The 13,785-nt window shown below is 49.3% G+C and carries 13 protein-coding genes; 2 read left to right on the forward strand and 11 right to left on the reverse strand.

The features are described from left to right. Positions 1-227: 227 nt before the first annotated feature. Together RBH92_RS03250 and tyrS are read right to left on the reverse strand one after the other, a co-directional pair. Complete coding sequence (locus RBH92_RS03250) at positions 228-1,625, reverse strand: DEAD/DEAH box helicase (protein ID WP_307933252.1); 1,398 nt, start codon at positions 1,623-1,625, stop codon at positions 228-230. A 267-nt stretch (positions 1,626-1,892) separates the two neighbouring features. Beyond that, positions 1,893-3,095, reverse strand: a complete 1,203-nt coding sequence (gene tyrS / locus RBH92_RS03255; protein WP_307933253.1) for a tyrosine--tRNA ligase — start codon at positions 3,093-3,095, stop codon at positions 1,893-1,895. Positions 3,096-3,250: 155 nt separating this feature from the next. Here tyrS and RBH92_RS03260 point away from each other — a divergent pair, with 155 nt between their 5' ends. Both RBH92_RS03260 and RBH92_RS03265 read left to right on the forward strand, forming a co-directional pair. Next, positions 3,251-4,588 carry a peptidoglycan DD-metalloendopeptidase family protein gene (locus tag RBH92_RS03260; protein ID WP_307933254.1) on the forward strand — a complete coding sequence of 446 codons (1,338 nt, stop codon included), beginning with the start codon at positions 3,251-3,253 and terminating at the stop codon, positions 4,586-4,588. A 95-nt stretch (positions 4,589-4,683) separates the two neighbouring features. Next, entirely contained in the window at positions 4,684-5,784 is a 1,101-nt protein-coding gene (locus RBH92_RS03265; RefSeq protein ID WP_307933255.1) for an anhydro-N-acetylmuramic acid kinase, read from the forward strand. 28 nt (positions 5,785-5,812) lie between these two features. Here RBH92_RS03265 and erpA read toward each other — a convergent pair whose 3' ends face one another. The 9 genes from erpA to leuS form a co-directional block, all read right to left on the reverse strand. Further along, complete coding sequence (gene erpA / locus RBH92_RS03270; protein WP_292925290.1) at positions 5,813-6,157, reverse strand: iron-sulfur cluster insertion protein ErpA; 345 nt, start codon at positions 6,155-6,157, stop codon at positions 5,813-5,815. A 57-nt stretch (positions 6,158-6,214) separates the two neighbouring features. Next, positions 6,215-6,676 carry a bactofilin family protein gene (locus RBH92_RS03275; protein WP_307933256.1) on the reverse strand — a complete coding sequence of 154 codons (462 nt, stop codon included), beginning with the start codon at positions 6,674-6,676 and terminating at the stop codon, positions 6,215-6,217. Between the two features lie 12 nt (positions 6,677-6,688). Continuing rightward, entirely contained in the window at positions 6,689-7,162 is a 474-nt protein-coding gene (locus RBH92_RS03280) for a DUF6776 family protein (RefSeq protein ID WP_307933257.1), read from the reverse strand. A 381-nt stretch (positions 7,163-7,543) separates the two neighbouring features. Further along, positions 7,544-8,572, reverse strand: a complete 1,029-nt coding sequence (gene argC / locus RBH92_RS03285; protein WP_307933258.1) for an N-acetyl-gamma-glutamyl-phosphate reductase — start codon at positions 8,570-8,572, stop codon at positions 7,544-7,546. Positions 8,573-8,667: 95 nt separating this feature from the next. Further along, positions 8,668-9,060, reverse strand: a complete 393-nt coding sequence (rpsI, locus tag RBH92_RS03290) for a 30S ribosomal protein S9 (RefSeq protein ID WP_307933259.1) — start codon at positions 9,058-9,060, stop codon at positions 8,668-8,670. Between the two features lies 1 nt (position 9,061). After that, positions 9,062-9,496 (reverse strand): 50S ribosomal protein L13, encoded by a 435-nt coding sequence (gene rplM, locus RBH92_RS03295; protein ID WP_292925342.1) that lies wholly within the window; start codon positions 9,494-9,496, stop codon positions 9,062-9,064. A gap of 114 nt (positions 9,497-9,610) precedes the next feature. After that, positions 9,611-10,621: a DNA polymerase III subunit delta gene (gene holA / locus RBH92_RS03300; protein WP_307933260.1), complete on the reverse strand. Its 1,011-nt coding sequence runs from the start codon at positions 10,619-10,621 to the stop codon at positions 9,611-9,613. A 23-nt stretch (positions 10,622-10,644) separates the two neighbouring features. Next, on the reverse strand, positions 10,645-11,157 hold the full coding sequence (locus tag RBH92_RS03305; RefSeq protein ID WP_292925296.1) for an LPS-assembly lipoprotein LptE: 513 nt from the start codon (positions 11,155-11,157) through the stop codon (positions 10,645-10,647). A gap of 18 nt (positions 11,158-11,175) precedes the next feature. Next, positions 11,176-13,776: a leucine--tRNA ligase gene (leuS, locus tag RBH92_RS03310; RefSeq protein WP_307933261.1), complete on the reverse strand. Its 2,601-nt coding sequence runs from the start codon at positions 13,774-13,776 to the stop codon at positions 11,176-11,178. Between the last annotated feature and the right edge of the window lie 9 nt (positions 13,777-13,785).

Here is a 13,785-nt window from a genome sequence, read left to right on the forward strand (position 1 = left end):
AAATGAAGTCTTTGCAATAACTGTGCTTCGATAGTTATCCGCAAAATAAAATAGAAGTTTGTCTGGATCATTGAATTAAATTTCGTGATGTCGAATCACCAATTCACAAAGCTTAGAATTGAGATAAATGCATCTTCTGCACGCTGCGGTCAAATCAAGAATCTACGATTCGTGACGGACAGGAAAGCGGTGCAGAAGATGGAGATGGCGTGAAATGACTGCGGTTATTACTTGGTGCGCGCGAATTGATGGGAAGATTTGCCACCACTGCTATTTCGCACCGCGTTGCCGCGAGGATGATGTCCGAATGAACGGTTGCCGTCAAAAGATTTACCGCGCTCGCCGTTACGGGTTCTGCCGGGCTCATGGGTCTGAGCTGCTGCGCCGAAGGCGGGGCGCTTGTCGTTACCGGCAAAGGGCGAACGCTTGTGTTTTTGTGTCACGTTGGGTGCGCTTCTCGGGCCATTATTATTAAAGCGAGGTTTGATGCGCGGTTCCAAGCCGGGAATGATGTGCGAGGAAATGCGTTGGCCGGTATAGCGCTCAATTCTGGACAGGTGGAGACTGTCCTTGACCGATGCGAATGAAACCGCTGTGCCTGCTGCGCCGGCGCGGCCGGTACGGCCAATACGGTGCACGTAATCTTCAGCGAATTTAGGTAGATCGAAGTTGATGACATGCGTGATGTCGGCAACGTCAATGCCGCGCGCGGCGACATCGGTTGCCACCAGCACGCGCAAACCGCCGTTGCGCAACCGGGTGAGCGTGCGGTTGCGTTCGCGTTGATTCATATCGCCATGCAGAGCAGCGGCGGCAAAACCTTGAGCATGCAGGTTATCCGCCAAGGTGTCGGCATCGCGTTTGGTAGCGGTGAACACGATCGCTTGTTTCATTGATTCGTCACGCAGGAGATGATCGAGCAAACGATTTTTATGCGACATATCGTCGGTGTAATGCAGTCGCTGTTCGATATTGTCAAGCCTGGTTTTGGAGGATGCGACTTGAATTCGTTTTGGCGTTTTTAGCAGTTTCGCAGCGACTTTGTCGATGGCGCCGTCGAGTGTGGCGGAAAATAGTAATGTTTGTCGAGTGTCCGGTGTCGCGGCTGCGATGGTTTCGACATCTTCGATGAAACCCATGTCCAGCATCCGGTCGGCTTCGTCCAATACCAGCATCTGCAAGCGTTTAAAATCAATGCGGCCACGTTGTATGTGATCAATCAGCCGCCCTGGTGTGGCGACCAGAATTTCGACCGGTTGCGACAACAGTTTGTTTTGCAATGGGTAAGGCATGCCGCCCAGGATGCTGACCACATTGATGCGAGGCAGGTGTTTGCCATATTTCTTGGCAGCTTCGGAAACTTGTAATGCCAGTTCTCGAGTCGGTGTCAGCACCAGAATGCGCGGTCCGCGGCTGCGCACTTGTGACGGTGTTGCCAAGAGATGTAATGCTGGTAGCATGAAAGCGGCGGTTTTACCGGTTCCGGTTTGTGCGCTGGCCATCACATCGTGGCCGGCGATTAATTCGGGGATCGCTTGTTTTTGAATCGGGGTCGGGGCGGTATATCCCGCTTCGGTGATTGCTTTGATAATAGCAGGGTGTAGATTTAAATCTTCAAAAGACACGTTGATTTCCTAAAAAGTGAAATAGAACGCGCGGGCAGGAAAACATTGCCAAAAAAATGGTGATGGTGCATAACCTTGCAAGCGCATTAAATAAAGCATCGCCGCTAACCAAAGTTGTTGCACATTTTCCGGAAAAACTTGAAAAATTAAGGAGAGGCCAGGAACGATGAGACCAGAAAAAGTTGAACGAATCAAAAATTCCCATCAACTTAGGCCGCGCAGTATAGCGGGTTCTTCTCAAGCATGCAAATTATTCTATAAGGTTTGTTATTGAATGATGGCCTTGGCGAATTTCCGTTTGCCGACTTGAATAACGACGGATTCTCCCCGTTTAATTTTGGTGGATTTATCTTCCACTTTTTCGCCATCCAATTTCACCGCGCCTTGCTCGATCATGCGCAGCGCTTCACTGGTGCTGGCGGTTAATCCGCTTTGCTTTAATACTTGCACCAATGGGATTTCATTCTCAGGCGCTTGAATTGTTGTTTCGGGTATTTCGTCGGGTAACGCGCCGTGTTTAAAGCGTGTTTCAAAATCCGTAAGCGCTTCCTCGGCAGCGCGCTGGCTATGGAACCGCGCCACGATTTCTTGCGCGAACCGGACTTTGATGTCGCGAGGGTTGCGTCCGGACTCTACTTCTTCACGCCACTTCTGAATGGTTTGCAGCGATTCAAAAGACAGTAACTCCAGATAACGCCACATCAATTGATCGGATATCGACATCAGTTTGCCAAATATATCTTTCGGGCTTTCGGTAATTCCGACGTAATTGTTGAGCGATTTGGACATCTTGTTAACGCCATCCAGTCCTTCGAGCAACGGCATGGTCAGAATGCATTGCTGGGGTTGCCCGAAATGTTTTTGCAGTTCCCGTCCCATCAATAAGTTGAATTTTTGATCGGTTCCACCCAATTCAAGATCGGCTTTGAGCGCGACGGAGTCATATCCCTGGATAAGCGGATAGAGGAACTCGTGAATGGCAATGGCTTGATTGCTGCGATAACGCTTGTCGAAGTCGTCACGTTCCAGCATGCGCGCCACCGTATGCGTTGCCGCTAGTTTGATCAAATCGGCTGCATTGAGCTTGTCCATCCAGGTCGAATTGAATACGACTTCGGTTTGCTCCGGTTTTAAGATTTTAAAAACTTGCGCAGTGTACGACTTGGCGTTTTCTGCGACTTGCTCCCTGCTGAGCGGCGGGCGTGTGGCATTCTTGCCGCTGGGGTCGCCGATCATGCCGGTGAAATCGCCGATCAGAAACAGGATTTTGTGTCCCATCTCTTGCAACTGGCGTAATTTGTTGATTAATACCGTGTGCCCTAAATGCAAATCCGGTGCTGTCGGGTCAAATCCGGCTTTTACGCGCAGTGGATGTCCGGAAATAAGCTTACTTTCCAGCTCTGTTTCTACTAATAGTTCGTGACTGCCACGCTTTATAATGCCAAGATCAGATATTATTGATTTTTTCACGATAATATTAACTTAATGATTTTTATTGATAATATTGTGCTGCGAGTTAATTTTTTAGTACTTTTCTAGTAGTTTCTTAGTACAAATTTACTATTTTCATGTTAGACTCGCGCCTGTTTGCAAAAATGATACAAACGACTGGAGGTACTTCATAGATGCTTTATACGTCTATCAGCAGTAAACAAAGGATTCTAGCTCAAAAATCATCAAAACTAACAAAAAAATCAATTCGCTGGCTGGTCGCTTTATCCAGCATCCCACTTTTCGGCATCGTAACGGCATTCGGAATTGCACCTAATTCTCCTTCATTCGGGAACGTTCAAGTTGAGGAAGTTGTGCTTGATCTTGATTTGTCCATTCCGGATGCATTGGCAGAGGCGCAAGCTAATCAAACCTTCTGGCGTCAGGAAAGTATCCGCCGGGGTGATACGATTGCAAGCATTCTGAATCGCTTGGATATCAGCAGTCAGGATTCAACTGACTTTCTTCAAGCGGCTCGCGGCAGCCGCGCCATGCGTCAACTGAAGCCGGGTAAAACCATTCATGCTCAAACAACAGCCGATGGCGAATTGTTGTCAATGCGTTATTTTTTCGGTAACGAAGAGTTGTTTTTGATGGAAAAAACGGATGATGAATTTAAGATGACCGAGCAGTCTATTGAGCTCGATAGTCAAGTTCATATGAAGTCCGGTGTAATTACCAGTTCGTTGTTCGCAGCAACGGATAACGCGGGCATTCCCAACAATATTGCCATGCAGTTGACCGAGATTTTTGCGTCGGAAATCGATTTTTATCGCGATTTACGCCAGGGCGATCGCTTTACCGTTGTTTATGAAACCTTTTCAAACAATGGCGGGCGCGCCAAAACCGGGCAAGTGTTAGCCGTTGAGTTTGTCAACAAGGGAAAATCCCATCAGGCCATTTATTTTAAATCATCGAACGGCGCGGATGGATATTACACACCGGAAGGTGATAGTCTGCGTAAAGCCTTTCTGTTGTCGCCGCTCGCTTTCACGCGTGTAAGTTCTGGTTTCACCAATGCGCGCTTTCATCCGATTTTGAAAGAATGGCGCGCGCATCGCGGTATTGATTATGCCGCGCCGACAGGCACGCCTGTAAAAGCCACGGCAAGCGGTATCGTCGCTTTCTCAGGATCGCAGCGGGGATATGGTAATCTGGTTGTGCTGAAACATAACGGTAAATACGAAACAGCGTATGGCCATTTATCCCGTTTTGCTTCAGGACTGTCGAGAGGTAAACGAATCAATCAAGGGGATGTGATTGGATATGTCGGTTCTACCGGCATGGCAACCGGTCCGCATCTGCATTATGAATTGCGTGTCGATGGCGTGCAGCGTGACCCGACGAAAGTGATGTTGCCGACGGCGCCGCCAATTGCCAAGCGTGATTTGAACAATTTCCAGAAAGAAACACAATCGTTGGTGGCGCGTCTCAATATCATGCGCAGCATCCAGCTTGCTGCAATCGAATAATCAATCAAAGCAATCATGCGAGTTGGCGATGACCGCATCGCCATCAATCGTATGAGGAACTGCCGGACTCTGTCATTTCTCAAGCATTAAGTTAGTTGGAATCTGTTTTTTATATCGGCATCATGTCGGGTACCAGCCTTGATGGCGTGGATGCCGTTTTGGCGGACTTCCAGGATAACTCCCCGGCGCTGTTGCAAACTTTCTTCCTTCCTTATGATAATGCGCTAAAAAAGGAATTATTAGCGCTTCATCAACCCGGAAATGATGAATTGCATCGCGCCGCGATTCTTGCTAATCAGTTATCGCATTGTTATGCGCAGGCGGTTACCGGTTTACTCAAAGGCGCAGGTGTCAATTTCAAGCGGATAGCGGCTATCGGTTGTCATGGGCAAACTATCCGTCACTGCCCGGAGAAAGCGAAGGGCTATACGATACAACTGGTCAATTCTGCGTTATTAGCCGAATTAACCGGAATTTCTGTGGTTTCCGATTTTCGCAGCCGCGACATTGCTGCCGGCGGTCAGGGCGCGCCATTGGTTCCCGCTTTTCATCAGACGGTGTTCATGCACGCCAGTCATCCTCGCGTTATCGTCAATATTGGCGGGATTGCCAATATTACCCGGTTAAATTCCAGATTGCCGGTAATGGGCTTCGATAGCGGGCCGGGAAATTTGCTAATGGATGCGTGGTGCTCGCTTCATACCGGGCGGCATTATGATGATAATGGGTACTGGGCAGCCAGCGGATGTGTTATTTCAACTTTGCTGGATGCTTTATTGGCAGATTCTTACTTTGAACGCAAGCCACCCAAAAGCACCGGTAGAGAATGGTTTAATCTGGAATGGCTGGAGCAAAAAATTTCAGGAAATGAACCCCTTGAAGACGTGCAAGCGACTCTGCTGGAATTGACAATCCGTTCGATTGCCGCGGCAATTGTAGACTATTGTCCGGATACCGAAGAAATCTATGTTTGCGGCGGCGGGGCTCACAATGCAGCGTTGATGAGACGTCTGGCCGGTCAGTTGCCTGATCGAAGGATCGAAATGACCGATTCGCTTGGTGTCGCTGCCGACTGGGTCGAAGCTTTTGCATTCGCATGGCTGGCCCGGCGAACCTTGCTGCGCGAAACCGGAAATCTGGCTGCGGTGACCGGCGCAAGCGGTGATAGAATTCTGGGTGCGATCTATCCGGCTTGAATTCCGCGTGATTCGAATCGAACTCGAATCATACGGAGAATGATGACCCGCAACCGCAAGTGCTTGTAGCGCCAGGATTTTTAATGATGAACTGTGCACCCTGTAAGTTCTCCTGGTAATCAATTTCAGCGCCGATCAAATACTGGAAACTCATCGGATCCACCAGTAATTTGACACCGTTTTTTTCCATCACGGTGTCGTCTTCGTTGACCTGTTCGTCAAAAGTAAAGCCGTATTGAAATCCTGAACAGCCGCCACCGCTGACAAAGACCCGGAGGTTAAGATTATTGTTACCTTCTTCCTCGATGAGCTGCTTGACCTTGGTTGCCGCATTTTCGGTAAAGTTAAGTGGTGCATTGATTTGTGTGTTCATATACGCTGACAGTCCTGTAGATGAAAATTGTTGCTTACTCAGCACAAAGTGCGAGCGTTATTTTGTAATGGTTTCTGTGGGAGATTGCTGCTGATCAGCCGCAGCAGGAATTAATGGTATCATTTTATCCACGCTCTTTGCATGATCGTCTTCCGGAGAATTCTGGTGAATCATCTTTCCCTGAACGGAAGCGCCCAAATGGATTTCCAGCGAGCCATACTGAACATCTCCGTAGACTTTGGCATTTTCTTGTAATTCCAGATAGCTTGGCGCATGAACAGGGCCGTTGACAGTACCGTTTATTACGACGTTGGCAACGCTGATTTTGCCGGTAATGCTGCCTGCGTTACTGAGTACTAAAGTATCATGTTCGCCGCCTGCAGCGATGATATTACCGGTAATGTGTCCGTCAATCCGCAAGCCGCCGGTAAAATGCACATCACCCGTCAGTTTGGTGTTCGCGCCAATCAAGGTATCAATGTGGTGGTGTAGCTGGTTTTTTCTTTTTCTGCCGAACATGTTTTTTCTCCTTCACAAGACCGGTGACACGGTTTCGGTAAGAATGGCTTTGTTGTTGCCTTCTCTAAAGACTTCTACCTGGATGTTTTCGACGCTGGTATCCGGCGGTACTATAAAGCTTTCTTCTAATCGATGCAGAAATTTGAATTCAACTGGAAAATTACGATGGGAGTTTTTATTGACCAATGGAATCAATTTACTCCGCCCATTTTGGGATAATTTAACTTGAAATTTAAGGCTGCCTTTAAAATCATTCGGGCGCTCGCCACTTTGAATCAAGGTCAGTGCATAGCGGTATTTTCCCGATATTTCGGTTTCTTTTAAACTGAATTGATAAACGGATATCCCGCTTTTGGTGTTATTTGATACAAGATGTTGGAAGAAAGCTAATTTCTCTTTGAGATGATCGTTTTCTTGCGCGAGTGATTTTACTTGTTCGGCGAGATTTTGGTTGGCCGTGCTTCCAATTTGCAATTGCTGGGCCAAATCCCCTATCTGTGAACACAATTGGCGTTTCTTCGTTTGTCTGCAAATCCCAGGATCGAAGGAATAGCTGAAATTTTCTTCGACGACATCATTGAATGCATTTTCCGAGCGCTTGCCAGCTTCGTACATAGCCCACGACAATAAAGTAATGAGTGAGCAGCAAGCGATACCCGCTAAAAGATAGAATTGCCAGGAGCGAAGCGGCTGGACGGCAACACGAGGAATTTTTGTTTTTTGAGGGGGAATCGTATGCACCGGACTTACTTGCTTGTTAAATGGATGTTTAATCACTTACACATGGCATCCGGTTATTGTAACCGGATGCATCGAACATCTTACCGCAATCAAGCCAAAAAAACAGCGTTTGCTGATTTCCGGAAACTAGGGCAACAAGGGAATCTGCTGGATGCCGAGTGATTCCGGCAAATTGAACATGATATTCATATTCTGAATTGCCTGACCTGCCGCGCCTTTAACAAGGTTATCGGTGACCGACAAAATCACCGCAGTATCGCCATTCTGTGGCTGGTGTACGGCGATCCGGCAAAGATTCGAGCCTCTGACGGAGCGAGTTTCAGGGTGTTTTCCTGCCGGTAATACATCGACAAAAGCTTCATTCTGATAACGTTGCTCGTAGAGTTCCTGTAGATCAATTTTTTTAGTAAGTTTAGCGTAAAGCGTAGCATGAATCCCGCGGATCATCGGCACCAAGTGAGGCACAAAAGTCAAACCTACCGGTTGCTTGGCGACATTCGATAATCCCTGCTTAATTTCGGGGAGGTGCCGGTGTCCAGGCACGCCGTAGGCTTTAAAGTTGTCACCCGCTTCAGCAAGCAGTGTATGAACTTCCGCTTTCCTGCCAGCACCGGATACACCTGATTTGACATCGGCGATCAGGTGACCGGTGTCAATTGCTTTCGCTTCTATTAAGGGTAAAAAGCCAAGTTGAACGGCAGTGGGGTAGCAGCCCGGATTGGCGATTAAACGCGCATTTTTGATTTGCTCCCGGTTAATTTCAGGGAGCCCGTAAACCGCTTCAGCTACCAGGCTTGGGCAGGCATGTTGCATGCCGTACCATTTTTCCCATTCGGTGACATTCTTGATACGAAAATCTGCTGCAAGGTCGATAATTTTTACACCCGATTGCAGCAAGGATTCCGCTTGCTGCATTGCAATGCCATTGGGTGTGGCAAAAAATACCAGATCGCATTTATTTAGTTTCGCATTGGCAGGGTCGCTGAATTTGAGATCGATATACCCTCTGAGATTGGTAAATAATTCGGAAACAGCCATTCCTGCTTCGTTGCGCGATGTGATCGCCTTAATTTTTACTTTGGGATGGAGTGCCAGCAACCGCAGTAACTCGACTCCTGTGTAACCCGTACCACCGACGATACCGACATTAATCATGATGACTCCTGTATTTTATTTAAGGTACTTGCAAAAGTATCAATAAAAAAGCCGCCTGTAAAAAGGCGGCTTCAAAATTCCAAATACCAGTAAAATTATCGTTTTGAAAATTGCTTGCGACGTCTCGCCTTCCGCAAACCCACTTTCTTTCTTTCCACTTCCCGAGCATCCCGGGTAACGAGTCCGGCTTTGCTTAATACGGGTTTTAAAGTCGCGTCGTAATCAATGAGTGCCCGTGTAATCCCATGCCGTACCGCGCCAGCTTGACCTGATTCACCGCCGCCATGAATATTGACCATGATGTCAAATGTTGTCAGATTTTCTGTCAATTCAAGCGGTTGTCTGACGATCATACGTCCGGTTTTCCGGGAGAAATAATCATCAACTGGTTTGTCGTTGACGGTGATTGCTCCCTTGCCGGGTTTTATGAACACACGAGCCACTGCACTTTTGCGACGGCCGGTTCCATAATTAAATTGGGTAGTCATATTATGCTCTTACTTCGAGTGGTTTAGGTTGTTGAGCCGCATGCGGATGTGAATCTCCGGCATACACTTTAAGTTTCTTTAGCATCGCATAGCCCAGTGGTCCCTTGGGTAACATGCCTTTAACAGCTTTTTCAAGTGGTCTGGCCGGAAAACGAGCGTGCATTTTCTTGAAAGTGGTGGCATAAATCCCGCCGGGATAGCCGGTATGGCGATAATAGATTTTATCGTCCGCCTTATTACCGGTTACGCGTAATTTATCCGCATTGATTACAATGATATAGTCACCTGTGTCAACATGCGGCGTGTAGATTGGTTTGTGCTTACCGCGTAAGCGATGGGCGATTTGTGATGCGAGTCGGCCCAATACTTTGTCAGTAGCGTCAATAAGAAACCAATCATGATTGACTTCGTGTGGTTTGGCTGAAAATGTTTTCACGAAAACCTGCCCTGCGTATTCAAAAGAGTCTGGAATTCTAAGGTAGACATCCATAAAAGTCAAATTTGAAACAGTCATCGATTGATTCTCTGGGATGCTGTTCAATTTCCAATACTAACTGTGATGGTCAATCACGGGTAAACCCAATTGTAATAATTCATCCCAGACATCACCTTGGGCAACGCCTTTGATAATACGGTCTATAAGCGCAGCTTGGCAGAGCTTTTGCAATAAGGTCTGCAAACTGGTGCGTTTGGCGGCGGTTAAGACGGTTTTCTGGCGTTCTCCCCAAATTCTCGCTTTTAGCAATAATTGATCCGGAGATTGGCCGCTGTTAAGCCCTCGGCGGATAGTGATGAGTTGACGGATTTGCTCGGTCAAGGTGGCGAGGATCAGCAAAGGAGCGGTTCCTTCGCCTTGTAACCCTGACAGGATACGGTTGTAGCGCTGGCTATCACCGGAGATTAAAGCATCCGCTAGTTGATAAACATCGTACCGCGCAACATTCAGCACGACGTCTTTCACTTGATCGAATGACAGTTCGCCGCTCGGGTAGAGCAAGGCAAGCTTTTGCATTTCCTGATGCGCCGCCAGCAGGTTTCCTTCCAGGCGATCGGCCAGAAACTGCAACGTTGCCGGAGTTGTTTTCTGGTGTTGTCCGGCAAGCCGCTGACTAAGCCATTCCGGCAACTGGTTACGATCGATCGGATAAAGCGGGATGAATGCACCGGCAGATTCGAGTGTTTTAAACCACTTGCTTGCTTGGCCTTGTTTATCGATTCTCGGTAGGGTAACCAGTGTCATGGTATCGGGCGGCAACGTTTTGCAGTAAGCTTCAATCGCTTTGCTGCCCTCTTTGCCGGGTTTTCCGGACGGAATGCGGATCTCGATGAATTTCCGGTCACCAAATAGCGAGCGGTTATTGCCTGCATTGAGCAGATCGGACCAATTAAAGTGCTGATCAACAGTGAAAAGCTCGCGCTCGGTGTAGCCTTGCTGACGCGCGCAGGCACGCACTTGATCCGTGGCTTCCTGGATCAGGAGCGGTTCATTGCCGGAAAATGTATAGAGCGACGTGGATTGATTCTTCAGGAATTGTGTTAATTGCTCAAACCGAATGCGCATGAAATGCTCTACAGAATAAACGGTTATTGTGAGCTTTCTGCGGGTGCTTTATAGGCGGATAGCCGCCAGATGATTTGTTGCAATGCATCGCTCTGCATCTCTTTCACGAGTAATCGCTCTTCACCTTCTTTCGCCAGAATTTGCGCATCCAGGAACGGCAGGATACGGGTCAAAGCAATTTCGGTATTCGGCACAATTTCAATGCCGCGCTGATCCAATACCCGGTAAATCACCCGGTAGATCAAGTTAAAGTCACGCACACGCCCGCCGCCCGACAGTGACAGAATCGCCCGTTCGTTGACCGCGCTGATAATGTCCAGTGTGGCTTCCGCTTCTGTCCGGGTGGTTGCTAACCGGGTTGTCGATGAATTTTTTATGAGACGCTCCATTTCCAATCCGATGGTATGACCGTCCGGCGCCATGACATACATCGACTTGAACGGCAAAGGCGAAATCTGGCCGCGCAGTTTGAATCCGCAAGCGGTGAGTAAACATAAAACGATCAAACTCATTAATGGCAGCGTATAAAGTTTCATGGGCTAAGAAAATCGGGATTAGAAAACGATATTGACCAGTTTGCCGGGTACCACGATGACCTTTTTGACCGCCTGTCCTTCAATGAATTTCTGCACATGTTCATTAGACAACGCAGCACGTTCAATCGCTTCTTGTCCGGCATCTTTCGAGATAGTGATTTGCGCGCGTAATTTGCCATTGACTTGCACGATCAGCTTGATTTCGTCTTGCACCATTGCCGCTTGGTCGGCTCGCGGCCAGGGTTGATCGGCAAGCTCAGTACCTGGTTTCAGTTCGCGCCACAAATCATGACAAATATGCGGAACGATGGGGGAAAGCAGCAGTACAATGTTTTCCAATGCTTCTTGCGTCAGATTGCGGCTTGCGGTGCCGGAGTCCTGGCATTTTGCTAATCCGTTCATCAGTTCCATTACTGCGGCAATGGCGGTATTGAAAGTGTGGCGCCGTTCCAGATCGTCAGTCACTTTGACGATAGTTTGGTGCAGTTGACCGCGCAATGCCTTGAGTTCCGCTGGCAATGCCGCATGCAGACCGGGATCGACTATGACTGCGCCGTTTTGCAGGTGCACATACGCCTGCCGCCACAAGCGTTTGAGAAAACGATGCGCGCCGTCGACGCCGGCATCCGCCCATTCCAGCGTTTGCGTCGGCGGACTGGCGAACATCATGAACAAGCGCGCGGTATCGGCGCCGTATTCATCCACCAGCTTTTGCGGATCGACACCGTTATTTTTGGATTTCGACATGGTGCCGATGCCGCCGGACTCGACCGGCTGGTTGTCGGTTTGCAGGATCGCGCCGCAACGCTTGCCCTGGTCGTCGAGCTGCAGCGTGATTTCCGCCGGGTTGTAATAAGTGATGCGGCCGCTATCGGATTTGCGGTAAAAAATCTCGTTCAACACCATGCCTTGCGTCAGCAGATTGGTAAACGGTTCGTCCAGTTTCAGCAAACCGAGATCGCGCATCACCTTGCTCCAGAAGCGCGAATACAGTAGATGCAAAATGGCATGTTCGATGCCGCCGATGTATTGATCGGCAGGCAGCCAATAATTGACGCGCTCATCGGTCATCGCCTGGTGCTGATCGGGGCAGGCATAACGCGCGTAATACCAGGAAGAATCGACAAAGGTATCCATGGTGTCGGTTTCCCGGCGTGCGGCTTGGCCGCATTTCGGACAATCGCACTCGTAAAAAGATGGTGTTTTACCCAGCGGATTGCCGGAACCATCCGGTACCAAATCCTGCGGCAGCACTACCGGCAATTGATCGTCGGGCACCGGCACCACACCGCAAGTGCCGCAATGAATCAAAGGAATCGGACAGCCCCAGTAGCGCTGGCGGGAAATGCCCCAATCGCGCAAGCGGAATTGCACGCGCTTGTTGCCCAGTCCTTTTTGCTGCAATGCTGACGCGATAGCATCGACCGCTTGCTGAAAATCCAGCCCGGAAAATTCGCCGGAATCAAAGGTGATGCCATGCTCGGCATACGCTTCGGCAAGCGGCAGTTGCAGTTCATCCTGGGCGGGTTTGATGACCGCTTTGATCGGTAATTGGTATTGCGTAGCAAACTCAAAATCGCGCTCGTCGTGCGCCGGAACCGCCATCACCGCGCCCTCGCCGTAGCCCATCAGTACGTAATTGGCGACCCAGACCGGCAATCTATCGCCATTGAGCGGATGGATCACAAATAACCCGGTATCCATGCCTTTCTTTTCCTGCGTGGCAAGATCGGCTTCCTTGGCCGATCCCAGTTTGCATTCCTGAATGAAGGCTTGTAGCGCGGGATTGTTTTGCGCGGCATGCAGCGCGATCGGATGCTCGGCAGCGACGGCGACGTAGGTAGCGCCCATCAGCGTGTCCGCGCGCGTGGTAAATACTTTCAGATCTTGCGGCGTGCCGGATCCGCGGTCGGCAGGGAAGGTGATGTCGACACCGTAGCTTTTACCGATCCAGTTAGCCTGCATGGTTTTGACGCGCTCCGGCCAACCGGTCAGAGAGTCCAGCGAGGAAAGCAATTCATCGGCGTATTGGGTGATTTTCAGGTAATACATCGGAATTTCGCGCTTCTCCACCGGCGCGCCGGTGCGCCAGCCGCAACCGTCGATGACTTGTTCATTGGCCAGTACCGTTTGGTCGATCGGATCCCAATTGACCGTGCCGGTGGTCTGGTACGCCAGGCCTTTTTCCAGCATGCGCAAAAACAACCACTGATTCCAGCGGTAATATTCCGGATCGCAGGTGGCGATCTCGCGATCCCAGTCGATGCTCAGCCCCAAGCTTTTCAATTGCTTGCGCATATACGCGATATTGTCGTAGGTCCATTTGGCCGGCGATACATTGTTTTGCATCGCGGCGTTTTCCGCCGGTAAACCAAACGCGTCCCAACCCATTGGCTGCATAACGTTGTAACCTCGCATCCGGCGGTAACGCGACAGTACGTCGCCGATGGTATAGTTGCGTACATGCCCCATGTGCAATTTGCCCGACGGATAAGGAAACATCGACAAACAATAGTATTTGGGTTTGCCGGAGTCTTCGACGGCTTTGAAAGCGGCAGTTTGTTCCCAATATTGCTGGGCTTTCTTTTCAATTTCCTGGGGGTGATATTTTTCTTGCATAGCGGTGAT

The organism is Nitrosomonas sp. sh817 (genome assembly GCF_030908545.1).
GTDB lineage: Bacteria > Pseudomonadota > Gammaproteobacteria > Burkholderiales > Nitrosomonadaceae > Nitrosomonas.

What these genes read in the sequence shown, in the direction of transcription:
- RBH92_RS03260 (WP_307933254.1), top strand. Translation starts at nt 3,251, where the DNA reads ATGCTTTATACGTCTATCAGCAGTAAACAAAGGATTCTAGCTCAAAAA.
- erpA (WP_292925290.1), bottom strand. Translation starts at nt 6,157, where the DNA reads ATGAACACACAAATCAATGCACCACTTAACTTTACCGAAAATGCGGCA.
- RBH92_RS03275 (WP_307933256.1), bottom strand. Translation starts at nt 6,676, where the DNA reads ATGTTCGGCAGAAAAAGAAAAAACCAGCTACACCACCACATTGATACC.
- argC (WP_307933258.1), bottom strand. Translation starts at nt 8,572, where the DNA reads ATGATTAATGTCGGTATCGTCGGTGGTACGGGTTACACAGGAGTCGAG.
- rpsI (WP_307933259.1), bottom strand. Translation starts at nt 9,060, where the DNA reads ATGACTACCCAATTTAATTATGGAACCGGCCGTCGCAAAAGTGCAGTG.
- holA (WP_307933260.1), bottom strand. Translation starts at nt 10,621, where the DNA reads ATGCGCATTCGGTTTGAGCAATTAACACAATTCCTGAAGAATCAATCC.
- RBH92_RS03305 (WP_292925296.1), bottom strand. Translation starts at nt 11,157, where the DNA reads ATGAAACTTTATACGCTGCCATTAATGAGTTTGATCGTTTTATGTTTA.
- leuS (WP_307933261.1), bottom strand. Translation starts at nt 13,776, where the DNA reads ATGCAAGAAAAATATCACCCCCAGGAAATTGAAAAGAAAGCCCAGCAA.